The organism is Streptomyces davaonensis JCM 4913 (assembly GCF_000349325.1).
GTDB classification, from domain to species: Bacteria; Actinomycetota; Actinomycetes; order Streptomycetales; family Streptomycetaceae; genus Streptomyces; species Streptomyces davaonensis.
This window is the reverse complement of sequence record NC_020504.1, coordinates 6282741-6307913: the sequence shown is the minus strand read 5'-3', so window position 1 is coordinate 6307913 and position 25173 is coordinate 6282741. Positions and strand designations below refer to the sequence as shown.

The following is a 25173-nucleotide window of genomic DNA, read 5'->3' as shown; positions in this document are numbered from 1 at the left end:
GCCCATGGTGCTACTCGCAGGGCACATTCAGGGACATCAGTGCGGTGGCTCCTTCGGAGTTCATTCGGACTTCGGTGATCGCCGTGTTGCGCAGGCGCGGGAGGACTCGGCGGTAGTTCTGCGCGGGGATCTTCAGGAGGGAGCACAGGACCAGGCGGAGCAGGGTGTTGTGGGCGACCACCAGGACGCGTTCGCCCTGGTGGGCGGTGGCGATACGGCGTAGGGCGATGGCGCCACGTGCTGCTGCCGCTCGTGGGTCTTCGGCGCCTGGGAAGGGATTGTTCACGGGGTCTTCTCGGAATGCCTGTGCCGCATGGGGGTTTTCCGCTTCGAACTCGGCGAGTGTTCTGCCTTCCACTACGCCGAAGTCGCACTCTCGGAGGTCGTGGTCCTGGTGGAGGGTCAGGGCGAGTGCCCTGCACGCGGGCTGGGCGGTTTCCACGGCGCGGGAGAGGGGGGAGGTCCAGATGGCGTCCACGGGGTGGGTGTAGATCCAGTGGGCCAGGGACTGTGCTTGGACGTGGCCGGTCTCGGTGAGGGGGACGTCCGTGATTCCTGCGTAGCGGTTTTCGGCGTGCCAGATTGTTTGGCCGTGGCGGGTCAGGAGGAGGGTGGCGGTCATGGGGGCAGTATTTCGGGTGCCGGGCGGTGGGGGCTGGTCGCGCCCACGCGGCGGAGCCGCATATCGAACACAGCCCCGCGCCCCTAAAGAAGTTGACCTTGCCGTTCGTCATAGACGCTCGCGCGCGTGTGTTGCCGTCTCCCCTCCTAGCCATCCCCTCGCCTCCAGCTCGTCCACCAGCCTGGCGTACGGCTCCATGAACCTCGCCGTGCGATCCGGGCGAGGGGTCATCACCACCCCTGCACGCACCATCCCCTCCGCCACATCCGCCAACGAACCCCCAACCCCTCCCGTCCCGTACGCCGCCAGCGCCGCCATCCCCAACGCCGGCTCCGGTTCTCTCGGGACGTGGGCCTCGCGGCCCAGGATGTCCGTGCGGAGTTGGTTCCAGTAGGGGCTGCGGGCGGCGCCGCCCGTGAAGGTGAGGGGGCCGTCCAGCGGGGCGCCCAAGTGGTGCAGGTAGTCCAGGCAGAGCCGTTCCGTGAAGGCCACGCCCTGGAGGAGGGCCGCCCACAGGTCGGCGTCGTTCTCCGGCTCGCCCAGGAGCAGTGAGGTTGCCGACGGGGCGAGGAAGGGGAAGCGTTCCCCCGGTGACACCAAGGGGTAGCTGATCGCGCCGGAGGGTTCGTGGGCCGCCGCTCGTTCGTCCATCGCCGCCGGGTCCGCCGCCGGGAACGCCGCCGTGAGGACGCCCGCGCCCACGCTGGAGGCGCCGCCCGGTAGCCAACTTCCGTCCGGTGCACGGTGGTTGTAGACCACGCCGGTGGGGTCGCGGACCGGGGTCGGGGAGGCGCCCTTGAGGACCAGGGTGGTGCCAAGCACCGAGTTCCAGGAGCCGGGGCGCAGGGCGCCGGAGGCGATCTGGGCCGCGCAGCCGTCGGTCATGCCGGCGACCACCGGGGTGCCGGCGGGGATGCCGGTGGCCTCGGCGGCGGTCGGGGAGACCTCGCCGAGCCGGGTGCCGGGGCGGACGACGTCGGGCAGCGCGCTCCGCGGCAGGTCCAGGGGGAACAGGGTGGGCCAGGTGTCCCGTTCCAGGTCGTAGCCGGTCTTCAGGGCGTGGCTGGAGTCCGCCGGGGGCAGTTCGCCGGTGAGCAGGGAGACGATCAGGTCCGGCTGGTGGGTGATCCGGCCGGGGCCGTAGGTCCGGAGGAGCCACAGGGCTTTGGGCAGGGCCCAGGTGTCCTGCACGGCCAGGCCCAGCGACCGTGCTCGTGCCGCCTCCTCGGTCGCGCGGGCGTCGTCGTACATCAGCGCGGGGCTCATCGGCCGTCCGGCGCCGTCCGTCAGAAGCACCGTGCCGGAGGTGCCGCACACCGCGAGCCCGCCGATCGGGGTCCGCGCCCGGCTCTGGAGCGCGGTACCGGCCGCCGCGCACACCCCGTCCCACCACTGCCCGGGGTCCTGCTCGTGCCGCACACCGTCCCTGCGGCCGCCGAGCGGGGCGGAGCCCGAGCCGAGGACGGTGCCGTCGGCCTCGACGAGCAGCGCCCGGACACTCTGCGTACCGAGGTCGATCCCGAGCCAAACTGTCATCGAACCTCCCGAAATACGTCCAGTCACGTGAACTTCTCACTCCGCACCGATATTTTCGCGTGCACGGCCGAGGCGCCCGGGAGGCGAACGAGCCAGAAGAAGGGGGCGTGGCGATGCCCCGGCCGCAGCCATGTCTTCGACGCCGAGACGGGAGACGCCCTGCGATGAACTCCACTTCCGACAAGCGCGTGCGGGTCCTGGCCGCCGGGGACCACTTCGTCCTGCCCCGGCTGATCACGGACGCGGTACGGCAGGAAACGGCCGCCGATGTACGGGAGTTGACGCTCGGCTGGCCGTCGGAGCCGTTCGGTCCGGTGGCCGAGGTGGCGGAGGCCAGCGATGCCGAGGAGGCGCTGATCGAGGCGCTCGCCGACGACCGCGAGGTGCTGGTCACCCAGATGGGCCCGGTCACCGAGCGCGTCCTGGCCGCCTGCCCGGCGCTGCGCCTGGTCGTCGTCTGCCGGGGCGGACCGGTCAATGTGAACCTGGACGCGGCCAAGATCCATGATGTACGGGTCTGTTACGCCCCTGGCCGGAACGCCGCCGCGACCGCCGAGTTCACCGTCGGCCTGCTGCTGGCCGCCCTGCGCCGGATTCCGCAGTCCCATGAACTGCTGGCCCGCCGGGGCAGTTGGGCGGGCGCCGCCTACTACACGTACGAGCACAGCGGTCTGGAGCTGGAGGACCTGCCCGTCGGACTCGTCGGCCACGGCGCGGTCGGCAGCCGGGTCGCGCGGGTGCTGTGCGCCTTCGGGGCCCGGGTGATGGTCCACGACCCCTATGCGCACGGCGAGATCCACGGACTGCGGCTCGCCTCCCTGGACGAACTCCTGCGCCGCTCCCAGGTGATCACCCTGCACGTCCGGCTCACCGCCGAGACCCGCGGGCTGATCGGCGCCCGGGAGCTGGCTCTGCTGCCGCCCGGCGCGGTCGTGGTGAACGCGGCGCGCGGGCCGCTGCTCGACGAGGTCGCGTTGTGCGCGGCGCTGGAGCGCGGGCACCTGTCGGCTGCGGCGCTCGACACGTACGCGCAGGAGCCGCTGCCGGCCGCCTCCCGGCTGCGCGCGCTCGCCGACCGGGTGGTGCTGACCCCGCATCTGGGCGGGGCAAGCCGTGCGGTGGCGGAGAAGGCGGCGACGATCGCGGCGGCGGAGGTGGGCCGCTGGGCGCGCCGGGAGCCGCTGGCGCACTGTCTGACCTGAGCAGCCCGAGGAGCCCGAGGAGCCTTTTGGAGGTCGGCATGTACATCGGTATCGATGTGGGCACGTCGCTGGTGAAGGCCGCCGCGTTCGACGGCATCGGACGGGAACTCGGCGTCGCGTCCCGGCCGTTGGGGCTCACCCTGCACGGCGGGGTGGTCGAGCAGGACATGGAGGAGGTGTACGGGGCGGTCGTCGCCGTCCTCGACGAGATCACCGCGCGGGTGCCGGAGCCGGTGGAGCTGGCCGGGCTCACCGGGCAGGGCGACGGGGTGTGGCTGTTGGACGCCGAGGGGCGCCCGGTGCGGCCCGCGGCCTCCTGGATGGACGGCCGGGCGAACGAACTCGTCGACCAGTGGCTCGCGGACGGCACCTTCGAGGCCGTGTTCCGGCGCACCGGCGGCGCCATGTTCCCGGGCTGCCCGGGACCGCTGCTGGCCTGGCTGGACAGCCACGAGCCGAAGTCCCTGGACGCCGCGGCGACCGCGCTGTACTGCAAGGACATGGTGTTCCACCGGCTGACGGGGGCGCCGGTGACGACGGAGGTGTCGGACGCCTCGATGCCGTTCCTGGACCCGGTGTCACGGACGTACGACAACCGGGTGGTGGAGCTGCTGGGGCTGACCCATCGGCGGGGGCTGCTGGCGCCGGTGAGCGATCCGGCGGCGACGGCCGTCGCTCTCGGCGAGGGGCTGCCCGCGGGGACGCCGATCGCGAACGGGCCGTACGACCTGCCGGCCTGTGCGCTCGGGGCGGGGGTCACCGCCGACGGGGACGGGCTGCTGATCGTCGGCACCTGTCTGGCGGCGCTGGTGGGGACGGCCGAGGTGGATCTGGCCGGGGAGCCGGGCGGGCTGTACATCTGCACCGACCGGCCGGGGCACTGGCTGCGCGCCATGCCCGCGATGGTCGGCACGGCCGCCCTGGACTGGGTGCTGTCGACGACCGGGGTCACCCATGAAGAGGTCGACGGGCTGCTGGCCGGGACCCCGCCGGGCGCGCACGGGGTGCGGGTGCTGCCGTACTTCGCGCCGTCCGGGGAGCGGGCGCCGTTCGTGGAGCCGCGGCTGCGCGCCGAACTCACCGGTGTCTGCCTGGAGTCGACGCCCGCCGACCTGGTCCGCGCCACCTGCGAGGGCATCGGCTACGCGGCCCGGCACTGTCTGGAGGCGGCGGGGCTGACCGGCACGCTCGCGGTGTGCGGGGGCGGCACCCGCAGCCCCGCCTGGACGCGGCTGCTCGCGGACGTCCTCGGCCGGCCGCTGCGGGTCGTCGAGGGCGAGGTGGGCGCCCGGGGCGCGGTGCTCGCGGCGGCGGAGCGGCACGGGGTCGAACTGGACGCGGGGCAATGGACCCGGCCGACGGTTGTGGTGGAGCCGGACGCGGGGCGGGCCTCGCATTACGAGCGGGGGTACGCGGAGCATCTGGCGCGGCTGGATGCGGCGCGGGAGCGGGTACGGGACTGAAGCGCCGTGGGCACGGGCGGCCCTGGATGGTGCCGGGGCCGCCCGTGCCTCCCGGAGCGACTACAGGTTGCTGAAGTCGGGGCCCTTGGTGCGGGTGCGCTTGATCTCGTAGAAGCCGGGGACCGAGGCCACGGCGAGGGTGCCGTCCCAGAGGCGGGCGGCCTCCTCGCCCTTCGGGGCCGGGGTGACGACCGGGCCGAAGAAGGCGATCTGCTCGCCGTCGTCACCGGGGACCGCGATCACCGGAGTGCCGACGTCCTGGCCGACCTTGTCTATGCCCTCCTTGTGGGAGGCGCGCAGCTCGGCGTCGAACTCGAAGTCCTTCTGGTCGAAGTACTCGATCAGGTCGGCGGGCAGACCGACATCGGCCAGGGCGCCGACGACGGCGTCCCGGCTAGGGCCCTGGCCCTCGTTGTGGATGCGGGTGCCGAGCGCCGTGTACAGCGGGCCGAGGATGTCGGAGCCGTGCTTCTGCCAGGCCGCCGTCACCACCCGGATCGGCTGCCATGCCTTGGTCTCCAGCAGCTCGCGGTACTCCTCGGGAAGTTCGTCGATCTTCGGCTCGTTCAGCACAGCCAGGCTCATGATGTGCCAGCGGACCTCGATGTCGCGGACCTTCTCCACTTCCAGCACCCAGCGGGAGGTCATCCAGGCCCAGGGGCACAGCGGGTCGAACCAGAAGTCGACGGGGGTCTTCGCGGACGTCGTCGCGGTCTCGGACATGGCTCTCCTAAGGCAGCGGTCTTTGGCAGCCGCAACACCCACCACCACCTCCCCCATTCCCGGCTGCCGCCGCCGGTGCGCCCATGGGAAGATCTGGTCCGTCCGCATACTGAACACCCTGTGAGGGAGTGACCCCGTGCCCGGTGAGAATCTGTCCCGCGACGAGGCCCGGGAGCGGGCCGCGCTGCTGTCCGTCGACGGGTACGACGTCTCGCTCGACCTGCGTTCCGCGGTCGGCGACGAGGCGTCGGACGGGCCGCGTACGTTCCGCTCGGTCACCACGATCCGCTTCCGCTGTGCCGAGCCGGGCGCCACGAGTTTCGTCGATCTGATCGCACCGGGCGTCACCGCGGTCTCCCTCAACGGCCGGGACCTCGACCCGAGCGAGGTCTTCGACGGCGCCCGGATCGCGCTGGAGGACCTGGCCGCCGAGAACGAACTGGTCGTCGACGCGCAGTGCGCGTACTCCCGTACCGGCGAGGGCATGCACCGCTTCGTCGACCCCGAGGACGGCGAGGTGTACCTGTACACCCAGTACGAGCCGGCCGACTCCCGCCGGGTCCACGCCTGCTTCGAGCAGCCGGACCTCAAGGCGCCGTTCCGTTTCGAGGTGCGGGCGCCCGAGGGTTGGACGGTGTGGAGCAACGGCGTGGGCCGCCTCGCCGACGGGGTGTGGCGGTTCGCGGAGACCAAGCCGATCTCGACGTACATCACCTGTGTGGTGGCCGGTCCCTACCACTATGTGACCGACTCCTACGAGCGCGTCCTCGAGGACGGCACCCGTCTTGAGATCCCCCTCGGCGCGATGTGCCGCAAGGGGCTCGCGCCGCACTTCGACGCCGACGACGTGTTCCTGGTCACCAAGCAGGGCCTGGACTTCTTCCACGACCACTTCGACTACCCGTATCCGTTCGGGAAGTACGACCAGGCCTTCGTGCCCGAGTACAACCTGGGTGCGATGGAGAACCCGGGCCTGGTGACGTTCCGCGAGGAGTACATCTTCCGCGGGAAGGTGACGCGGGCCTCGTACGAGGCGCGGGCCAACGTCATCCTGCACGAGATGGCGCACATGTGGTTCGGCGACCTGGTCACCATGGAGTGGTGGGACGACCTGTGGCTGAAGGAGTCCTTCGCGGACTTCATGGGCTCGTTCGCCACGGTCGGCGCGACCCGCTTCACCGACGGCTGGATCACCTTCGCCAACCGCCGCAAGGCGTGGGCGTACCGCGCCGACCAGCTGCCCTCCACGCACCCGGTCACGGCCGACATCCGTGACCTCCAGGACGCGAAGCTGAACTTCGACGGCATCACGTACGCCAAGGGCGCGTCCGTGCTGAAGCAGCTGGTGGCGTACGTCGGCCAGGAGGCGTTCCTGGAGGGCGCCCGCCGCTACTTCAAGCGGCACGCCTACGGCAACACCCGCCTCGGCGACCTGCTCTCGGTGCTCGGCGAGACCAGCGGCCGGGACATGGCCGCCTGGTCCCGGTCCTGGCTCCAGACGGCCGGGGTCAACTCCCTGACCCCGCAGGTGCTGTTGGACCCGCAGGGCCGGGTCTCGGAGCTGGCGGTGGTGCAGGAGGCGCCCGAGTCGCATCCGGAGCTGCGGCCGCACCGCGTCGCGGTGGGCCTGTACCGCCGTACCGGCGACGCGCTGGAGCGGTACGCGCGCGTGGAGGTGGACGTCGACGGTCCGCGTACGGTCGTGGCGGAGCTGGCCGGGGCCGAGGCGCCGGAGCTGGTGCTGGTCAACGACGACGATCTGACGTACTGCAAGACCCGCTTCGACGAGACCTCGCTGGCCGCGCTGCGGCGCGGGCTCGGCGACATGACCGACCCCTTGGCGCGGGCGCTGTGCTGGTCGGCGCTGTGGAACATGACGCGCGACGCGCTGCTGCCCGCGCGGGAGTTCATCGACCTGGTGCTGAAGTTCGCGGGCCGGGAGTCCGACATCGGGGTGCTCCAGCAGCTGCACATGTGGGCGGAGTCGGCGGCGGTGCACTACAGCGCGCCCGAGCAGCGGGAACGGGCCGGCCGGCTGCTCACCGAGGGGGCTTGGCGGGAGCTGCGGGCGGCCGAGCCGGGCAGCGAGCACCAGTTGGCGTGGGCGCGGTTCTTCGCGCGGGCGGCACAGGCGCCGTCCGACTTCGAGCTGCTGTCGGGGCTGCTGGACGGCACCGAGACCCTGCCGGGCCTCGAGGTCGACCAGGAGCTGCGCTGGGCGTTCCTGGACGCGCTCGCGGCGCATGACGTCGTCGGCGACAAGGAGCTGGCCGCCGAACTCGCCCGGGACGACACCGCGTCGGGCAAGCGCCACCACGTGCGCTGCCTCGCCGCCCGTCCGCAGGCCGCGGTCAAGGCGCAGGCGTGGGCGCAGGTGGTGGAGTCGGAGGAGCTGTCCAACGCGCTGGTGGAGGCGACCATCGCGGGCTTCGCCCGGCCCTCGCAGCGGGAGCTGACGGCGCCGTACACGCAGAAGTACTTCGCGGCGATCGAGCGGGTGTGGGCCGAGCGGTCGATCCAGATCGGCATGGTCGTGGTGCAGGGCCTGTTCCCCTCGCTCCAGGAGTCCCAGGAGACGCTGGACGCCACGGACGCCTGGCTCTCAGCGCACGAGCAGGCGGCTCCGGCCCTGCGCCGGCTCGTGCTGGAGGCGCGGGACGACCTGGCACGGGCGTTGCGGGGACAGGCGTGCGACGCGGCGGCGGGCGCCTGATCCCTGGCCAACGCTTTCCGCCTCCGTGACCGTTACGGAATTCAGGCAATAGCAGCCGTAACCCCTGGTCCCACCCGTTTGGACCAGGGGTTTTCCGTGCCTACTCGGCATCCGAACACCCGTCCTTTAGGGCGAGCTTGTCCAGATTTGTCGACGGGCGTGTAACAGCGGTTAAGGGCCGGATCGAACGCGGGAATCCCCGGGTCATGAACCACAACACCCCGCTCTCCCCCCTCCCTCTCCACCAGCTCACCGACGTCCGCCGCCGGGTGCTGACGGCCGCGCAACTGCGGGCGCACGGCGTCCCGGCCGCGGAGACGAACGAGCAGTGCCGGGCCGGCGGCCCCTGGCAGCAACTCCTCCCGGGCGTCTACCTGCTCCACCCCGGCCCCCCGACCAGCGAGGAGCGGCTGAACGCGGTGCTGCTGTACGCGGCGCGGGAGCGGACCGCCGGGGTGCCGCCGCAGCCGGGTTCAGGGGAGCCGCACCGCCCGGTGTACACGGAGGCGGTGATCACCGGCCTGGCGGCGCTGACGCTCCACGGCTTCGCGGCGACGCCTCCCCTCACCGCCCTGGACACGATCGACGTCCTGGTCCCCCGGCTCCGCCGACTCCGCTCGACGGGCTGCGCCCGCATCGTCCGCACGCCCTCGATGCCGACGGCGGAGGAGGTCACAGGACTCCCTGTCGCCCCGGTCCCCCGCGCCCTGGCCGACGCGGTCGCCGAGCTCTCCGACGCGGGCGCGGTACGCCGGCTGCTGACGGAGGCGGTGCGCGGCGGGCACTGTGAACCGGCAGCGGTGGTACGGGAGTTGACCCAGGCGAAGCTGCTGGGCCGACCGCATGTGGTGGACGCCGTGGACTCGTTGTTGGCCGAGGGCCGCGCCATCGCGGAGGACCGCCTGTACACGATGGTCCGGGAGTACGGCCTCCCCGACCCGGTCTGGAACATCGACCTCCGCCTGCCGGGCGGGCCGCATCTGGGGGGCCTGGACGCGTACTGGCCGGAGCACGCGGTGGCGGTGGAACTGGACACACGGGCCCCCCGTCAGGACGAGGACGCCCTGTGGTCGGAGTACGCCCGCAAGCGCGAACACCTGGAGCGACTCGGCATCACGGTCGTGTACATCACCCCGAAGAAGCTCCGCGAGTCACTGGAGCAGCAGGCGGCGGTGGTCCGTACGGCACTGATGGCTTCGACGGACAGGGATCCGGCGGCTTATGTCGTGGTGCTGCCCCGGTAGTTGGGGGTGGGGTGGCATCAGGAGGGGAGGGGAGGGGCCGCCGGGGGTGCGTTATCGGCGGCCCCTCCTCAGGTGGGTGCGGAGGCGGGGCCGGAGGAGTTCTGTCCCGCGTGGTCGCGGCGGGGAGCGCCGTGGCATCGCTCGTGCGTACTCGGCCGCGGAGCGGTCGAGTGTCGTGGCACGGCAGAGCCGTGCTGTGTCCATGAGGTGGCGGGTTCACTCGGCCGGGTGATGGATGGTGAACGTGCGGTGGATGCTCGTACGCGTGTGTAGGTTTGACGATCGTGAAGCTGGTGGTGCAGGTCAGACTGCTGCCGACGCCGGTGCAGGCGGCGGCCCTTGAGGCGACCCTGCTCGCCTGCAACGAAGCGGCGACCTGGGCGAGCGCGGTCGCCTTCGAGAAGGACGTGAAGAGGAACTTCGCGCTGCGCGAGCACACCTACACCGAGATCAAGGCCCGCTGGGGCCTAGGTGCGCAGGCCGCCCAGCACGTCATCAAGAAGGTGTGTGACGCATACACCGTGCTGAAGGCCAGTCTGAAGGCTGGGAATCTGGGCAAGCCCGGCTCAAAGCGGTACCGCCGGGCGGTGGAGGAGCCGGTCGCCTTCCGCCCCAAGGGTGCGCAGCCGTATGACGACCGCATGCTGTCCTGGCAGATCGACCAGCGCCGGATCTCGATCTGGACTGTTTCGGGGCGGGTCAAGGACGTGGCGTTCACCGCGGGCCCGGAGCAGCTGGCCACCCTGGCCCTGTACCGCAGGGGCGAGTCCGACCTGCTGTGCCGGGACGGCATGTGGTTCCTGAACGCCACCTGCGACGTTCCCGAAGCGCCGCTGAACACCGATCCGGTGGACTTCCTCGGCATCGACCTGGGCATCGTGAACATCGCCACCACATCCGACGGCGAGATCATGGCTGGACGTGAGCTCAACCGCATCCGGGTCAGAGAGCGGAAGCTCCGTACGAAGCTCCAGAAGAAGAACACCCCGTCCGCCAAGCGCCGCTTGAAGAAGCGGCGTCGCAAGGAGGCGCGGCGGGCGAAGGACATCAACCACAAGATCGCGAAGCATGTGGTGGCTGAGGCGGAACGCACCGGTCGCGGGATCGCCCTGGAGGACCTGACGGGCATCCGCGAACGGGTACGGCTTCGAAAGCCCCAACGGGCCACCCATTCCAGCTGGGCCTTCGCCCAGCTGGGGCAGTTCATCGCGTACAAGGCCCGCCGGGCGGGGGTGCCGGTGGTGTACGTCGATCCGGCATACACCTCCCGTACCTGCGCGGAGTGCGGGCACGTGGACAGGGCGAACCGGGTCTCCCAGGCCTGGTTCGCCTGCCGGTCCTGCGGATTCGTTGATCACGCGGACCGGAACAGCTCCCGCAACATCCGGGCTCGCGCCTGGCAGTTGTGGCGACGCGGGGCACAGTCAACTGCCCCCGCTCCACCACCGCGACAGCGGGGCAGAGCCGGACGCAAACGCAGCGCCACACCCAGTGACGCCCGTTGTGCAAACCCGTCGCATTAGCGACGGGTAGTTGACCCCTTCTTGAGGACCAGCTCGGTGTTGCGGTCCCTGAGGGCTCCGGCGAGGTCCGTCCGGGCGCCGGGGGCGTTGAAGGAGAGCTCCCGGTAGAGGGCGGCGAGGCCGGTCTGGGAGAGGTCGGTGAAGTCGGTGCGGTGCGGGGCGGCGGACTCCACGCAGGTGGTGAACAGGGAGATCGTGCCGTCCTTGTTGTCCACCAGCTCGATGATCCGGGCGAGTTGGGGGTAGTCGACGTGCGAGGCGGTGGAGATCTCCCAGAAGGAGCGGCCGTCGGGCGCCGAGTGCGGGGTGATCGCGTTGCGGTGGATGTGGCCGTTCACCCAGGCCAGCACGTTGGGGTGGCTGCCGAGGAGGGCGAGGACCTCCTGGCCGTTGTGGCGCCGCTCGGTGGGCCGGGCCGGGTCGGGGCGGGTGTTGTCCATCGTCTCGCTGGTGTGGTGGCTGAAGACGATGGCGTACGAGTCCTTGTTGTCCCGCAGCGTCTTGTCCAGCCAGCGCAACTGGGTGCTGCCGATGGACCCTTCGTAGTGGCCGCCCGCGTCGGTGGTGTCCATGCTGATGCCGATGACGTCGTCGGCGATGCGGAAGCTGTAGTACTGGGTGCCCGCGTCGAGGTTCGCCGTGGAGTAGCCGTGTCCGACCGGGCCGACGCCCTGGTGGGCCGGGTCGAGGTGGGCCTTGATGTACTCGGTGGGCGTGAAGGGGGCGCGCCGCTCGTCGGCCGTGACCGAGCGCATGTCCCGGGTGTGGGCCTTGAGCACCTCGCGGAGCAGGGCGCCCTGAGGGTCCTTGGCCTGCTTCAGGGCGTCCTGGAGCTTCTTGGCCTCGGCCGCGGGCAGGCTCATCAGCTTCTTGCCGCCCACGGCGTAGTCGGTGAGGTAGGTGTCGCCGTGCGAGGCGTAGCAGCCGAGCGGCAGGGAGTCGTGGTTGCCGACCGTGGAGTACCAGGGGATCGTCAGGCCGGGGCTCCGCAGTTCCCGCATCGCCGCTGCCAGGAAGCCCTCCAGGTACGGGAAGCCGAGCTGCTTGTCCTGGTCGCGGACGTTCGAGTCGGGCTGCCAGAACTGCTTCAGGCCGCTGTTGAGGACGCCCTCGTAGTGCCGCTCGTCACCGGAGTTGGGGGTGATCCGGCCGCCGCTCAGGACGGTGAGGAACCACTCCAGTTCGGTGCGGGCGTTGTTGTCGGTGTTGTCGCCGGTGGTCATGGCGAACTGGAGCGGGGCGCCGGTGACGGGGGCGCCCCGCAGCGCGTTGACCCGCTCGACCAGCGAGACGGCGCCGTGCACGGTGAGCGCCTCGTGCGGGCGCCAGGCGTGCACATCGGTGGAGCGCAGGTACTCCAGGCGCATCGGGTGCTGGGCGTCGATGATGTGCAGGTCGGTGAGCTGTACGAACGCGGCGAGCGTCGAACGGCGGTCCGCGCGCCCGGACTTGGGCGCGGCCAGTTCGTCTCGCACGATGCGGCGCCAGCCGGGTCCGTCGGCGAGCTGGCGGTAGCCGGAGGTGCCGCGCGGTGCGGCGACGGTCGCGAGGGTGGTGCCGCGGTTGTAGGGGCGCAGCGGCAGGAAGGGTGCCCGGCGCGAGGAGGCGACCGGGGCCTCCCCGGGGGCGGCGGCCGCCGGGGTGCCGGTGGTGGCGGCCTGGCTGTCGGTGGGCCGCAGGGCGTAGCCGACTCCGGCGGAGAGGGACACCGCACCGGCGGCGGCGAGGACGGTACGGCGGTGGACGCCCAGCGCGGAGCTGGCGACAGAGCGTATGCGCGACATGGCGCGGTCTCCCCGAGTGCGTGACGCGTCGGCAGTGGTCACGGGCGTCGCTGTCGCGAACAACCCGCTCGCTCTGGATCGTTGGCACCGGGAATGACCTGCGCGTGAACGAGGCGGCAACGCGCAGCGCCGATCACCGTACGTGGATCTCGGTCCACCCTGCGCGACCCCGGCCGCTCCTCGGGCGGCCGGGGCGCGGTTACTCCGTGTTCATCTTCGCGGGTATCCGGCGGGTATTCGGGGGGACTTCAGGGCTGTTCCGGGTTCGCGGGCGAGTACTCCGGCGCGGACCAGCGCAGGGGTACGGCGGCCGGAATCTCGATCGCCTCAAAAAGGGTGAAACGGACTCGCCGTTCGGGTGTGAACTCGATCCGGGCCTCACCGGTGAGGTGCAGTGCCGTGCCCGAGGTCCAGTCCAGGAAGAGCAGTCCGGCGCGCGGGTCGGCGGCGAGGTTGCCGAGGCTGAGGAACATGGCGTTGCCCGGGTAGTCGCGCCAGCTCAGTTCGCGCGGGGAGTCGACGCGCACGAAGCCGGGGTTGCCGCCGCGGTGGCTGGCGTCGGCGCCGCCCTCGTGGACGCTGGCCAGGAAGAAGGTGTCCGCCGCCGTGACGAAGGCGGCCTGTTCCTCGGTCAGTTCAGCGCTCCGGCGGGGCTCGCCCGGGGCGCGGTCGGACAGGATCTCGTACGTCTCTCTGCGCTGGAGGTACTTCGGGCAGTTGGCGAAGACCCGGTCCGCCTCGATCGCGAGCCCTCTCGGGGTGGGCCGGGCGTGGCCGTTGAGCCGCATCCGGCGCCGGGTGCGCGGGTCGAGGGCGATGGTGCCGACCGGGGTGCCCTCGGTGGTGAGCGCCGCCGCGAGAGGGGCGGCCGGGCTGCCCCCTCCCGCGACGGACACCTGCCGGGGCCCGGTCGCCCGGACGAACCCCGGCTCCCCCGCCAGCGGCGCCGCCCACACCGCGCCGGTCGCCGGGTCGGCGGCGCCGATCACCAGCAGCGGCTGGACCTCCAGGAAGGCGGCGGCCACCGGCTTGATGCCCTCCCCGATGGACCGGCCGACATGGGCGGCGAGGTCCCGCACGCCGAGCCGGTCCTGCACGGCGAGCGAGCCCTCGTGATAGACGCCCATGGCTAGAAGAATCCGCAGGTGGGCGCGGACTCGTGGGGCGCCGGGGCGCCCTGGACGCCGCTGGACACCGAGATCTCCAGGCGGATTCCGTCCGGGTCGAAGAAGAAGATGCCGCCGGAGTCGGCACCCTCGGCGTGCGCCACGACCCCTTCGTGGGCGAACTCCACGCCGTACTCGCGCAGGGCGGCCTCGTAGGAGCGGATCTCCTCGACGGACTCCGCCTGGAGGGCGAGGTGGTGCAGGCCGGGCCGGGTCTTGTCGTAGGCACCGTCCGCCTGCTGCCACAGCGCGAGGGCGAGCGTGCCGCCCACGCCCATCAGCGCGAACCGCCGGTCGTCCTCCTTGCCCTCGACCAGCAGGTCGAAGTCGAGGACGTCGCGATAGAAGGCGAGCGAGCGGTTCAGATCGGTGACGTTCAGGCCGACGTGTCCGGTGCGCAAGGTCATGACTACCCCCATCAGAAGTTGTTTCCGCACTTGCTTTTCTAACCTCTTAAAACGACATTAGAGGTTAGAAGCGGGGAGTGTCAACCGGTCACGTACCCTTGACCGGTTAGTACGGAAGAGGGAGCCCCACATGTCCGACCCCCGCCCGCACCTCGGCGAGCCGCTCGCGCTGGACCTGCTGAACACGCGGTGGATGCGGGACGGGGCCCTTCAGGACCTGCTCACGGACACCGCGGGGCTCGCGATCTGGCTCGCGGCGAACGACCTGGACGGCACGTACTCCGCCGACGCCACGACCCTGCGCCACCTCCTCCAGGCCCGCGACGCGATCAAGGCCGCCGTCGACGGATCACCGAAGGACGCGGCGCCGCTCGTCGACGCGGTGCTCGCGCACGGCCGCATCCGGGCCACGCTCACCGCCGACGGACCGGGCGAACTGCCCGAGTTCCACTCCCCCGCCTGGGGCCCGGCCTGGCTCGCCGCCCGCGACTACCTCCGACTGCTCGCCACCGCGCCGGACCGGATTCGCGCCTGCGCCAGCGAGTCCTGTGTCCTGTACTTCTTCGACACCTCGCGCAACGGCACCCGCCGCTGGCACTCCATGGCGACCTGCGGCAACCGCGCCAAGGCGTCCCGCCACTACGCCCGGACCAAGGAGGACTGACAGTGATGATTGCTGTGGCTCCGCCCGAGGGTCTGACTCAAGGACTGACTGGCGCTTCGGCTGTCCTTGGCGTGAATCGTCGGCCTTCCGGGCGGAGCCGCTATGCGCGTGGCCGGTCGGGCGTCTGTGACTTCATAGGAGCCCGGCCAAAGGTCCCATCACTGTCTTGTCCGTCTGCCCGACCGGCGCGTGCTCTCCCTCACGCGTCGTACGGAAGGACAGCAGGCTCCAGCATGGCAGCAGACGAGATAGCGGTCATCGGCGGCATTGACACCCACACCGACCTGCACCAGGCCGCAGTGATCGACACCGTGGGCCGGCACCTGGCCACCCGGGCGTTCGAGACCACCCCGGACGGCTACCGGCAGATGCTGGAGTGGCTGTGCTCGCACGGTGAACTCCTTGTGGTGGGCCTAGAAGGTACCGGTGCCTACGGAGCAGAAGCCGCCCGCTTCCTTACTGCGAACGGCGTCACGGTCATCGAGGTCGACCGCCCCGATCGCAAAGCGAGGCGGGACAACGGCAAGTCCGATCCCGTCGACGCCTACGCCGCCGCGACCGCCGTGCTGTCGGGCCGGGCCTCGGGCATCCCGAAGACCCGCGACGGGATCGTGGAGGCCATCCGCACCCTGCGGGTGGCCCGCAGCTCGGCGGTCAAGGCCCGCACCCAGGCCATCAACCAGATCCGCACGCTGATCGTCACCGCCCCTGCCACGGTGCGCGAGAGGCTGCGCGGCCTGGCCACCGGCGAACTGGTCGACACCCTTGCTCGTTCCCGCCCGGCAGGTGACCTTGCCGATCCGGTCTGCGCGGCGAAGATCACGCTGCGACGGCTCGCTCGCCGCTACCAGCTGCTCTGCGAGGAGATCGCCGAGGCGGATGCGGACCTTGGGCCGCTGGTCACCCGGGCGGCACCGCGCCTGATCGCTCTGCCCGGCGTCGGCCCGGAGACCGCAGGCCAGCTGCTGACCAGCGCGGGCGACAACCCCGACCGCCTGAAGTCGGAGGCGTCCTTCGCGCACTTGTGCGGAGCCGCTCCAATCCCGGCCTCCTCGGGACGCACCAACCGGCACCGACTCAACCGCGGCGGCGACCGCCAGGCCAACAGGGCGCTGCACACCATCGTGCTGGTCCGGATGCGCTACGACCAGCGGACCAGGGACTACGTCGCCAAACGCACTACCGAAGGCATGACCAAGAAGGACATCATCCGCTGCCTGAAACGGTTCGTCGCCCGTGAGGTCTACAAGCACCTGCCCCACCCACGGATCACAACCGAACACCTCATCCAGACCACTTGACGATCTATAGGAGCTTCACCCTACGGGCGACTTACACCTTTGCCGAAGATCGCCCGGAAAGGGATAGCGGGTTTTCCCCATCCCTGAATTTCGATTGGGTCAACTCTCCCCAAACATCCTTGCCTTGGGTAAAGCTGAGCGATCGCTCCACGCTCGTTCCTTTACTCACAAGGGATGCCGATGACCCACACCCCCCAGCGCGAACCCATATCGGGCGCCAGACGCGCGGCCCGGATCGCCGTGGCCGCGGGGCTCGTGGCCGCGCTCTCCGCTGCCGGGCCGATACCCATGGCCTTCGGTGAGGATGCCCCGGCCGCGGCCGACCCCGCCGTCAAGTCCGCACCCGACAAGCTCGGTTCGGACGACGCGGACCTGCTCGCCGACGCCAAGGCGGCCGGCGACAAGAACGTCACGATGATGATCGCCACCGCCCCCGGCAAGACCGAGCAGGTCGCCGAGGAGCTGGACGCGGTCAAGGGCGGCTCCGTGGGCCGCGCCTACGACAAGCTCGGCTACGTCCGGGCCACGGTCCCCACCGGCAAGGCCGACGCGGCCATCGCCGCCGCCACGAAGCTCTCCTCGGTGCACGGCATCGACCTGCGCGAGGAGATCCCGCTGGACGACCCGGCCGTCGACACCAAGAAGTCGGCGTCGACCGCGGCCGCCTACCCGGCCCCCGGCAAGAACACCCCAGCCGAGAACCCGTACAACCCCTCCTTCGAGACCGGCGCCGTCGACTTCGTCGACGACCACCCGAAGGCGGACGGCCGCGGGATCACCATCGGTGTCCTGGACTCCGGCGTGGACCTCTCCCACCCGGCGCTCCAGAAGACCACCACCGGTGAGCGCAAGATCGTCGACTGGGTCACCGCGACCGACCCGATCCTCGACAGCGACGCCACCTGGCGCGCGATGACGACCAACGTCTCCGGGCCCAGCTTCACCTTCTCCGGCCGCACCTGGACGGCACCCGCCGGGTCGTACCAGGTCAACCTGTTCCGCGAGTCCGCCACCGCGGGCGGCGACGCCGCGGGCGACGCCAACCGGGACGGCGACACCACCGACGTCTGGGGCGTGCTGTACGACGCCGCGGCCGGCACGGTCCGGGTCGACCTGAACAACAACTCCGACTTCGGTGACGACACCCCGATGAAGCCGTACAAGGACGGCTTCCAGATCGGCTGGTTCGGCACCGACAACCCGGACACCGACGTCGCCGAGCGGCAGCCGTTCGTCGTGGAGATCCGCAAGGACGTCCCGATGGACCCCTACGGCGGTGACTGGGTCGGCCAGAAGCGCGACTTCGTCAACATCGGCGTCATCGAGTCCGAGCACGGCACGCACGTCGCCGGCATCACCTCCGCCAACGGCCTGTTCGGCGGCGAGATGAACGGCGCCGCGCCCGGCGCGAAGGTCGTCTCCTCGCGTGCCTGCACCTGGACCGGCGGCTGCACCAACGTCGCGCTCACCGAGGGCATGATCGACCTCGTCGTCAACCGCGGTGTCGACATCGTCAACATGTCCATCGGCGGTCTGCCGGCGCTGAACGACGGCAACAACGCGCGCGCCGAGCTCTACACCCGCCTGATCGACGAGTACGGCGTCCAGCTGGTGATCTCCGCGGGCAACTCCGGCCCCGGCGCCAACACCATCGGCGACCCGGCCCTGGCCGACAAGGTGATCTCGGTCGGCGCCTCCGTGTCCAAGGAGACCTGGGCGTCCAACTACGGCTCGCAGGTGCAGAAGTCGTACGCGATGATGCCGTTCTCCTCCCGCGGCCCGCGTGAGGACGGCGGGTTCACCCCGACGCTCGTGGCGCCGGGTGCGTCCGTCAACACCATCCAGACCTGGTTCCCGGGCGCCCCGGTCGCCGAGGCGGGCTACTCCCTGCCGGCCGGCTACGGCATGCTCCAGGGCACCTCGATGGCCTCCCCGCAGGCCGCCGGCGCCTCCGCGCTGCTGCTGAGCGCCGCCAAGCGCGCGGGCATCGAGCTGACCCCGGCGACCCTGCGCACCGCGCTCACCTCGACCGCCGACCACATCAGTGGCGTCCAGGCGTACGAGGAAGGCGCGGGCCTGATCAACATCCCGGACGCCTGGGACTCGATCAAGGACGGCGCCACCGCCCACACCTACTCGGTGAAGGCGCCGGTCGACACCGCGATCGACCAGTTCCTGAAGACGCCCGGCTTCGGCACCGGTCTGTACGACCGCGAGGGCGGTCTGAAGGCCGGCCAGAAGAAGACGTACGAGATCACCCTGACCCGTACGTCCGGCGCCGACCGTGCGATCCGGCACGAGCTGCACTTCGAGAACAACGCCGGTGACACCTTCCGGATCGTCGGCTCCGACGAGGTCAGCCTGCCGCTGAACCAGCCGGTCACCGTCAAGGTGCAGGCCGCGCCGAGGTCCGCCGGGCTGAAGAGCGCGATCCTGGAGGTCGACGACCCGCGCACCGAGGGCATCGACAAGCAGGTCATGTCGACGGTCGTGGTCTCCGCGCCGCTGAAGTACACCTACTCGGCGTCCGGCACGGTGCAGCGCAACAGCACCAAGCACTACTTCGTGACCGTGCCCGAGGGCGCCAAGTCGCTGGAGGTCGCGATCGGCGGGCTGAAGGACAAGAGCCAGACCCGCTTCATCGCCATCCACCCCTATGGCGTTCCGTCGGACACCACGTCCACGCCGAACTGCTACAACAACTACCTCGACGGCAACGGCTGCCGCCCGGACGTGCGCTCGTACGCCGACCCGCAGCCCGGCGTCTGGGAGATCGAGGTCGAGTCGCGGCGTACCTCGCCGGTGCTCGACAACCCCTTCAAGCTGGACGTCACCGTCCTCGGCGCGGCCTTCGACCCGGAGACCGTGACCGTGCCCGAGGCCAAGGTCGGCACGCCGGTCGATGCCTCCTGGAAGGTGACGAACAAGTTCGCCGCCCTGGACGGCAAGCTGGCCGGCGGCCCGCTCGGCTCCTCCAAGACGGCCCGCCCGACCATCGCCGACCACGAGACGCACACCACCACGGTCGCGGTGCCCGAGGGTGCCACGTCCCTGGACGTCGCGATCGGCAGTGTCTCGGACAACGCCGCCGACCTGGACCTGACGGTCTACGACCAGGACGGCAACCAGGTCGCGCAGGCCGCCGACGGCGACTCGGAGGAGGCGGTCTCGATCGCCAAGCCCGCCGCCGGGACTTACACGATCGAGGTCGTGGGCTACTCGGTGCCGTCCGGCTCCACCGCCTACGACTACCTGGACGTGTTCTTCTCCGCCGCGCTCGGCTCGGTCACGGTCGACGAGTCGACGCCGGTGAAGCTCGGCACGGGCGACTCCGCCACGATCGCGGCGAGCGTCACCGCCGCGGCCGCCGCGCCGGAGGGCCGTGAGTTCTTCGGCCAGGTCCAGCTGCTGAACGCGCGCGGCACGGTCGCGGGCTCGGGCAGCGTGAAGATCGAGAAGGTCACGCCGTAGCGGTCAGTTCGATACGGCAGAAAGGGCGGGCGTCCTCACGGGCGCCCGCCCTTTCTCCTTGGCAGCCTTGGCAGCCTTGGCAGCCTTGGCAGCCTTGGCAGGCCTCTTATTGGCAGGTCAGCCTGCGGGACTCGGGCAGCGAGCGGGTGATCCACTCGCGTTCCAGGGCGATCTCCTGCGCGCCGACGACCCACATGTCGGGTTCGCCTGCCCCGGCCCGGACGCCGAACAGGACCTGGTCGCCCTTGCGCAGGCCGGGGTCGATGGCCTCGTCGACGGCGTAGGTCACGGAATCCCCCTCGGCCGGCCCGGACCTCTCGGACTGCTTGTGGACGCGGGTCACCTTCACGCTCACCCGCAACCGCCCGGCCTCGGCGTCCGGTTCGGCGGAGGTGACCTCGCCCTCCGCGACCAGGCTCGCGCAGGCGAGATAGTGCGGGCTGCCGAGGGCTAGCTCGGCCTGGGCCTCCGACGAGGCCTGCGACTTGCCGGAGTCGGCAGCCGAACCCGCCGAGTCGTCGGCACCGGTGCCGGACAGGGAGATCAGCCAGCCCAGGCCCACCACCACGCTCCCGGCCGCGGCCACGGCGAGCGAGCCGAGGGCGACCCGGAACATCCGGCGCCGGATCTGCCGTACCGGACGGGGTGCCGGGGCCGGTCGCGGGGCCGGGGCGGGTGCGCCGGGTTCGGCCAGCGCGCGGCCGATGATGTCCAGTTGCTCCCGCAGGACGGCGAGGTCGGCGGTGGCCGAGCGGTGCTCGGCGCGGACGGCGTCGTCCGCCCCCTCGGGCAGGGGTTCGTCGGTGATCGCGGCCATCAACGCGTCGATGCCGCTGTGTTCGGCGGTCACGTCACACCACCTCGTCCTCGTGCAGGCGGGTGCGCAGAATCCGTACCGCCGTGTGCAGCCTGCTCTTGACCGTGCCCTCGGGGATGGCGAGTTGCTCGGCGATGTCCCGCACGGGCAGGTCGGCGAAGAAGCGCAGGACCACCACCTGGCGCTGGGCGTCGGGCAGTTCGTCCAGGCCCTGGGCCACGGCGAGGGAGAGCACGCTGGTGTCCTCGCCGGAGGGGTGCTCCGACTGGCGCAGGGCGGCGAGGCGTTCGCCGAGCCGCTCCTGGCGGCGCTTGGCCCGATGCCAGTCCATGGCGAGGTTGGAGGCGACCACCGCCGCCCACGCGGACACGTCCCGCGGCGCCTCCCGGCCGCTCGCCGCCCGCTCCAACAGCCGTAGGCGGACCTGCTGCACCCCGTCCAACAGGTCCGCCTGCGGCACCCCGCCGAGCGCGAGCACCGCCCGCACCCTGCGCTCCTGAGCCGCGTCCAGGGGATCGTCCGGTGCCTCCGGTACGCCGTCCCCCTGGCCGCGACGGGCCATTCTGCGCAGCACAGCCACCCCTCCCCTCGCCGCGTTTCTCCTATGACGCCGGTCGGGGCGGAAACGTTCGACCCAACTTCCGGAATCTTCTATTCGATCTTTCCTTCACACCTTCTTCACTGTCAGCATGTGCCCCATGACCAACATCACCAAAGGGGCCAACACCCCTGTCCCCACAGGTCCGCTGCGGGTCGCCGTAGTCCGCCGGAAGGTGCCGGGGACGCCCGCGGTGGAGGTGTCGGCGCTGCTGCTGGACGCGGCGGGCAAGGTACGCGGCGACGCCGACCTCGTCTTCCACGGCCAGCCCTGGCATCCCTCGGGCGCGGTGCGGCACATCGGCACCGGGGACGGCGGTGACCGGTTCGCGGAGTGGCTGGAGCTGGACCTGCCCCAGGTCGAACCGGCGGTCCAGCGGGTGCTGATCGCCGCCTCCTGCGACGACGGCGCATTCGGGCAGGTGCCGGGGCTCGCGGCGCAGACCGTGGCGGCGGACGGCGCGATCGTCGCGCACTACGAGGTGACGGACGCGGCCACCGAGACGGCGTTCGTGCTCGGGGAGTTCTACCGGCGCAACGGCGAGTGGAAGTTCCGCGCGGTGGGGCAGGGCTACGACTCGGGACTGGCGGGACTGGCGACGGACTTCGGGATCGTGGTGGCGGAGGAGCCGGTGGCCGCGGTGCCTCCTGCTGTTCCTCCGGCTCCGGTGGCTCCGGTGGCTACGGTCGTGAACGCCGGGGTGGGGAAGACGTCGGCGCCGCCGGCGGTCGTACAGCCGCCCGTCGCCGACGTGCAGCCGCCCGCGACCGTCGTGTCGATGCCCGCCCCGTCCACCACCCCGTCCTGGGGATCCGCCTTCTTCGACTTCGAACCGTACGTCCGCAGCGGCAACGGCAGCACCAAGATCACCATGGACATACCGTTCCCGCCGGACTGCGGGCCGGTGATCATGGAGGCGCGGGTCGAGCAGTACAAGTGGATCCAGGTCGAGATCCCCGGGCGCGACGACACGATCTTCTGCCACGACCTGCCCGAGCACCAGGGCCGCGTCCTGTTCGTGCCGCCCCGCAAGGGCGGCTCACTGAAGCTGAAGGTGAGCTGCTCCGGGCACTGGAAGCTCACCGTCCTGCCCCTGTCGGCGGCCCGCCCCTTCGACGCCGAGACGGTCAAGGGGAGCGGCCCCGAGGTCCTCGTCTACCGCGGCGGCGCGGCCGAACTGAAGGTCCGCGCGACGGACCGCCACAACGGCTGGTTCCAGATCAACTGCCACCGGGGCGCCACCCCCGACGAACTCCGGCACCCCGAGCAGCTCGTGCACGCCTGGAACGGCAAGCGGGTCAAGGAAACCGTCCGGATCACCGAGGGGCCCATCCTGCTCGCGATCGACAAGAGCAGGCACCAGTGGGAGCTCACCACCGCCCCGCTGCCCACCCCGAAGCCCGCCAAGAGCCGGAAGGGGGACGTCTACGAGGGCCGGGGCGAGCAGACCGTCACGCTGGTCAACCCGCGGCCCGGACGTCCCTCGCTGCTCCGGTACGAGTTCCCGGGCGCCGAGCGCAGCTTCGACATCGGGGTGAAGCTCGTCGACGAGTACGGCGACGAGGACGAGTGGCTGACCACCTACAACCACGGCTCCCGCGGCACCGCCCTGGTCTTCAGCATGGGGCAGGCCGAGCGGAAGATACGGGTCAAGCACACCGGCGCCTGGACGCTGCGTGTGCTCCCCGAGGACGAGGCGCCGCTGCTCACCGGCCCGGTCGAGGGCAAGGGCAGCACGATCCTGCGCTACCCGGGGCCGCCCACACTGATGACCGTGCGACGGACGTCCTCCGGCGACGAGGACAAGCTGGTCGTGCACGCCCTGAACCACCCCTTCGGCAGGCCGGTGATCGTCGCCGACACCATGGGCCGCCGCCGCCCCGCGCTCGGCCCTGTCTTCGTCGACCCGGGCGGTACCTGCTTCGTGACCGTCTTCGCCACCGACAACACGAAATGGCGGCTGGAGCCGGAGTCGCTCGCCGCGGCGACCGGACTCGGCCCGCGTAACCAGGGCGAGGGATACGGAGTCGTACGTCACACCGGGCCCGAGGCGGAACTGATGGTCGCCGGTTCGAGCGGGATCATGCATGTCTTCGAACTGGACGAAAACCTGTTCCCCAAGCGGAAAATCACCGGTTCTTCCGGCCCCTACCGGATCCAGAGCTCAATCCTGCACGTCCGCGCGATGGGCGCCTGGGTGATCGAACTGCGCGACTGACAGGAATGGCGTCCCATCCCTCGGGCAAACGATTGGACACAACGGCCTGGATGGGACGCATCATGGAAACGTCCAGGCCACGCAACCGCCACAGAGCAAGGAGTCACCGTGAGGGTCGGAATCGTCGGAGCCACCGGTCAGGTCGGCACGGTCATGCGCAAGATCCTCACGGAGCGGAACTTCCCGGTCACGGAGCTGCGTCTGTTCGCCTCGGCCCGCTCGGCGGGGACGGTCCTGGACGGCGTCACGGTGGAGGACGCGGCCACGGCGGACTACACGGGCCTGGACATCGTGCTGTTCTCGGCGGGCGGCTCGACCTCCAAGGCGCTGGCCGAGAAGGTCGCCGCACAGGGCGCCGTGGTGATCGACAACTCCTCTGCCTGGCGCCGGGACCCCGAGGTGCCGCTGGTCGTCTCCGAGGTGAACCCGCACGCCATCGCGGACCGCCCCAAGGGCATCATCGCCAACCCGAACTGCACCACCATGGCCGCGATGCCGGTACTGAAGGCGCTGGACGCGGCGGCGGGCCTGGAGGCGCTGGTGGCCACCACCTACCAGGCGGTGTCCGGCTCGGGCCTCGCGGGCGTGGCGGAGCTGCACAGCCAGGTGCTGAAGGTCGTCTCCGACGCGGACAAGCTGACCCACGACGGCGAGGCGGTCGACTTCCCCGAGCCGCAGGTCTACAAGCGCCCGATCGCCTTCAATGTGCTGCCCTTCGCGGGCAACCTCGTCGAGGACGGTCTGAACGAGACCGACGAGGAGCAGAAGCTCCGCAACGAGTCCCGCAAGATCCTGGAGATCCCGGAGCTGAAGGTCTCCGGCACCTGTGTCCGGGTCCCGGTCTTCTCCGGCCACTCCCTCCAGATCAACGCCCGCTTCAAGAACCCGATCAGCCCGGAGCGCGCCACCGAGTTGCTCGCCGGGGCGCCGGGTGTCGTCCTCTCCGAGATCCCGACCCCGCTCCAGGCGGCCGGCAAGGACGCCTCGTACGTGGGCCGCATCCGCAGGGACGAGACCGTCGACAACGGCCTCGCCCTGTTCATCTCCAACGACAACCTCCGCAAGGGCGCGGCCCTGAACGCGGTCCAGATCGCGGAGCTGGTGGCGGCGGAACTCAGGGAGAAGCAGGGCTGATCCGCGGCCGGGCTAGCCCCTTCTGACCTCGTAGAGGAAGCAGCCGTACTCGACGGCCCGGACGTGGACCAGCGCCACGGCCGGGTCGTCGAACGCATTGTGGAAGGCGGCGTCGTCGGGGGCGTCGACCAGCGTGCCGCCGAGGATGCGGCCGTCGGCCGAGTAGCGGCGCAGCGTGCGGTGGGCGTTGGCGAAGGGCAGGCCGTCCGGCTGCGGCCCCCCGCACTCCTCCGCGTGGATGAAGACGGGCCCCTGCTCGTCGTAGGCCCCTGGATCCACCCCGTTCTCCGCCGCCCAGCGCCGCAGCGGCGCGTACGTGACCAGGGCGATCCGCTCCCCCGGAGCGCTCCGGCGCAGGCAGCAGCGCAGGGGTGAGCCGCCCTCCTCGTCGGTCAGGGGAACCGTCCGGCGGCCCCCGTCGTCAGTGGAGCGGAGCTCCTTCAGGGCCGTCGGGGGGATGGGGTGTGCGTGGTAGGTCGTCATGGGCCCAGGTTCACGTGCGCACGCGCCGCTGACCGGCGGTAAACGGACATCGCATTCTCCTCAGGTCCCATGGAAGGATGACCGAACCCACACATAACGAGGAG

General features: G+C 71.0%; 19 protein-coding genes. 10 read left to right on the top strand and 9 right to left on the bottom strand.

Annotated features, from left to right (window positions below):
• Nucleotides 1-10: 10 nt before the first annotated feature.
• Together BN159_RS27980 and BN159_RS27975 are read right to left on the bottom strand one after the other, a co-directional pair.
• Nucleotides 11-622, bottom strand: coding sequence for a histidine phosphatase family protein (locus tag BN159_RS27980; protein ID WP_015660372.1), 612 nt, complete (start codon nt 620-622; stop codon nt 11-13).
• Nucleotides 623-730: 108 nt separating this feature from the next.
• Nucleotides 731-2158 (bottom strand): FGGY-family carbohydrate kinase, encoded by a 1428-nt coding sequence (locus BN159_RS27975; protein ID WP_015660371.1) that lies wholly within the window; start codon nt 2156-2158, stop codon nt 731-733.
• Between the two features lie 164 nt (nt 2159-2322).
• On the opposite strand from BN159_RS27975, the gene BN159_RS27970 reads away from it, so the two are divergent.
• Nucleotides 2323-3360: a 2-hydroxyacid dehydrogenase gene (locus tag BN159_RS27970; protein ID WP_015660370.1), complete on the top strand. Its 1038-nt coding sequence runs from the start codon at nt 2323-2325 to the stop codon at nt 3358-3360.
• A gap of 38 nt (nt 3361-3398) precedes the next feature.
• A complete protein-coding gene (locus tag BN159_RS27965) occupies nt 3399-4823 on the top strand; it encodes an FGGY-family carbohydrate kinase (protein ID WP_015660369.1) in 1425 nt (474 codons plus the stop codon).
• 60 nt (nt 4824-4883) lie between these two features.
• Here the strand turns inward: BN159_RS27965 and BN159_RS27960 are convergent, their stop codons facing one another.
• Complete coding sequence (locus BN159_RS27960) at nt 4884-5546, bottom strand: mycothiol-dependent nitroreductase Rv2466c family protein (protein WP_015660368.1); 663 nt, start codon at nt 5544-5546, stop codon at nt 4884-4886.
• 136 nt (nt 5547-5682) lie between these two features.
• Between BN159_RS27960 and pepN the strand changes: the two genes are divergently transcribed.
• From pepN to BN159_RS27945, 3 genes are all read left to right on the top strand, one after another.
• Nucleotides 5683-8259, top strand: a complete 2577-nt coding sequence (pepN, locus tag BN159_RS27955) for an aminopeptidase N (protein ID WP_015660367.1) — start codon at nt 5683-5685, stop codon at nt 8257-8259.
• Between the two features lie 206 nt (nt 8260-8465).
• Entirely contained in the window at nt 8466-9503 is a 1038-nt protein-coding gene (locus BN159_RS27950) for a hypothetical protein (protein WP_015660366.1), read from the top strand.
• A gap of 284 nt (nt 9504-9787) precedes the next feature.
• Nucleotides 9788-11026, top strand: a complete 1239-nt coding sequence (locus tag BN159_RS27945; RefSeq protein ID WP_015660365.1) for an RNA-guided endonuclease InsQ/TnpB family protein — start codon at nt 9788-9790, stop codon at nt 11024-11026.
• Here BN159_RS27945 and BN159_RS27940 read toward each other — a convergent pair.
• From BN159_RS27940 to BN159_RS27930, 3 genes are all read right to left on the bottom strand, one after another.
• Nucleotides 11023-12810 (bottom strand): TIGR03767 family metallophosphoesterase, encoded by a 1788-nt coding sequence (locus BN159_RS27940; RefSeq protein ID WP_015660364.1) that lies wholly within the window; start codon nt 12808-12810, stop codon nt 11023-11025. The genes BN159_RS27945 and BN159_RS27940 overlap by 4 nt on opposite strands.
• Before the next feature lie 248 nt (nt 12811-13058).
• The gene (locus tag BN159_RS27935) at nt 13059-13937 is read right to left on the bottom strand and encodes a pyridoxamine 5'-phosphate oxidase family protein (RefSeq protein ID WP_015660363.1); all 879 of its coding nucleotides are present in this window, start codon (nt 13935-13937) and stop codon (nt 13059-13061) included.
• 2 nt (nt 13938-13939) lie between these two features.
• Nucleotides 13940-14383: a VOC family protein gene (locus BN159_RS27930; protein ID WP_015660362.1), complete on the bottom strand. Its 444-nt coding sequence runs from the start codon at nt 14381-14383 to the stop codon at nt 13940-13942.
• A 130-nt stretch (nt 14384-14513) separates the two neighbouring features.
• Here BN159_RS27930 and BN159_RS27925 point away from each other — a divergent pair, with 130 nt between their 5' ends.
• The 3 genes from BN159_RS27925 to BN159_RS27915 all read left to right on the top strand — a co-directional run bounded on the left by BN159_RS27925 (nt 14514) and on the right by BN159_RS27915 (nt 19819).
• Nucleotides 14514-15047: a CGNR zinc finger domain-containing protein gene (locus tag BN159_RS27925; RefSeq protein ID WP_015660361.1), complete on the top strand. Its 534-nt coding sequence runs from the start codon at nt 14514-14516 to the stop codon at nt 15045-15047.
• Between the two features lie 233 nt (nt 15048-15280).
• Entirely contained in the window at nt 15281-16348 is a 1068-nt protein-coding gene (locus BN159_RS27920; protein ID WP_015657210.1) for an IS110 family RNA-guided transposase, read from the top strand.
• 180 nt (nt 16349-16528) lie between these two features.
• Complete coding sequence (locus BN159_RS27915) at nt 16529-19819, top strand: S8 family serine peptidase (protein WP_015660360.1); 3291 nt, start codon at nt 16529-16531, stop codon at nt 19817-19819.
• 106 nt (nt 19820-19925) lie between these two features.
• Here BN159_RS27915 and BN159_RS27910 read toward each other — a convergent pair whose 3' ends face one another.
• Both BN159_RS27910 and BN159_RS27905 read right to left on the bottom strand, forming a co-directional pair.
• On the bottom strand, nt 19926-20669 hold the full coding sequence (locus BN159_RS27910; protein WP_015660359.1) for a hypothetical protein: 744 nt from the start codon (nt 20667-20669) through the stop codon (nt 19926-19928).
• A 1-nt stretch (nt 20670) separates the two neighbouring features.
• Nucleotides 20671-21216, bottom strand: coding sequence for a sigma-70 family RNA polymerase sigma factor (locus BN159_RS27905; RefSeq protein WP_193384294.1), 546 nt, complete (start codon nt 21214-21216; stop codon nt 20671-20673).
• Between the two features lie 118 nt (nt 21217-21334).
• On the opposite strand from BN159_RS27905, the gene BN159_RS43255 reads away from it, so the two are divergent.
• Both BN159_RS43255 and BN159_RS27895 read left to right on the top strand, forming a co-directional pair.
• Nucleotides 21335-23452: a TerD family protein gene (locus BN159_RS43255; protein ID WP_015660357.1), complete on the top strand. Its 2118-nt coding sequence runs from the start codon at nt 21335-21337 to the stop codon at nt 23450-23452.
• Nucleotides 23453-23560: 108 nt separating this feature from the next.
• Nucleotides 23561-24586, top strand: a complete 1026-nt coding sequence (locus BN159_RS27895) for an aspartate-semialdehyde dehydrogenase (protein WP_015660356.1) — start codon at nt 23561-23563, stop codon at nt 24584-24586.
• A gap of 12 nt (nt 24587-24598) precedes the next feature.
• On the opposite strand, the gene BN159_RS27890 is transcribed toward BN159_RS27895, so the two are convergent.
• Nucleotides 24599-25069, bottom strand: a complete 471-nt coding sequence (locus BN159_RS27890; RefSeq protein WP_015660355.1) for a DUF1203 domain-containing protein — start codon at nt 25067-25069, stop codon at nt 24599-24601.
• Between the last annotated feature and the right edge of the window lie 104 nt (nt 25070-25173).

What these genes read in the sequence shown, in the direction of transcription:
- BN159_RS27980 (WP_015660372.1), bottom strand. Translation starts at nt 622, where the DNA reads ATGACCGCCACCCTCCTCCTGACCCGCCACGGCCAAACAATCTGGCAC.
- BN159_RS27975 (WP_015660371.1), bottom strand. Translation starts at nt 2,158, where the DNA reads ATGACAGTTTGGCTCGGGATCGACCTCGGTACGCAGAGTGTCCGGGCG.
- BN159_RS27970 (WP_015660370.1), top strand. Translation starts at nt 2,323, where the DNA reads ATGAACTCCACTTCCGACAAGCGCGTGCGGGTCCTGGCCGCCGGGGAC.
- BN159_RS27965 (WP_015660369.1), top strand. Translation starts at nt 3,399, where the DNA reads ATGTACATCGGTATCGATGTGGGCACGTCGCTGGTGAAGGCCGCCGCG.
- BN159_RS27960 (WP_015660368.1), bottom strand. Translation starts at nt 5,546, where the DNA reads ATGTCCGAGACCGCGACGACGTCCGCGAAGACCCCCGTCGACTTCTGG.
- BN159_RS27950 (WP_015660366.1), top strand. Translation starts at nt 8,466, where the DNA reads ATGAACCACAACACCCCGCTCTCCCCCCTCCCTCTCCACCAGCTCACC.
- BN159_RS27940 (WP_015660364.1), bottom strand. Translation starts at nt 12,810, where the DNA reads ATGTCGCGCATACGCTCTGTCGCCAGCTCCGCGCTGGGCGTCCACCGC.
- BN159_RS27935 (WP_015660363.1), bottom strand. Translation starts at nt 13,937, where the DNA reads ATGGGCGTCTATCACGAGGGCTCGCTCGCCGTGCAGGACCGGCTCGGC.
- BN159_RS27930 (WP_015660362.1), bottom strand. Translation starts at nt 14,383, where the DNA reads ATGACCTTGCGCACCGGACACGTCGGCCTGAACGTCACCGATCTGAAC.
- BN159_RS27925 (WP_015660361.1), top strand. Translation starts at nt 14,514, where the DNA reads ATGTCCGACCCCCGCCCGCACCTCGGCGAGCCGCTCGCGCTGGACCTG.
- BN159_RS27920 (WP_015657210.1), top strand. Translation starts at nt 15,281, where the DNA reads ATGGCAGCAGACGAGATAGCGGTCATCGGCGGCATTGACACCCACACC.
- BN159_RS27915 (WP_015660360.1), top strand. Translation starts at nt 16,529, where the DNA reads ATGACCCACACCCCCCAGCGCGAACCCATATCGGGCGCCAGACGCGCG.
- BN159_RS43255 (WP_015660357.1), top strand. Translation starts at nt 21,335, where the DNA reads ATGACCAACATCACCAAAGGGGCCAACACCCCTGTCCCCACAGGTCCG.
- BN159_RS27890 (WP_015660355.1), bottom strand. Translation starts at nt 25,069, where the DNA reads ATGACGACCTACCACGCACACCCCATCCCCCCGACGGCCCTGAAGGAG.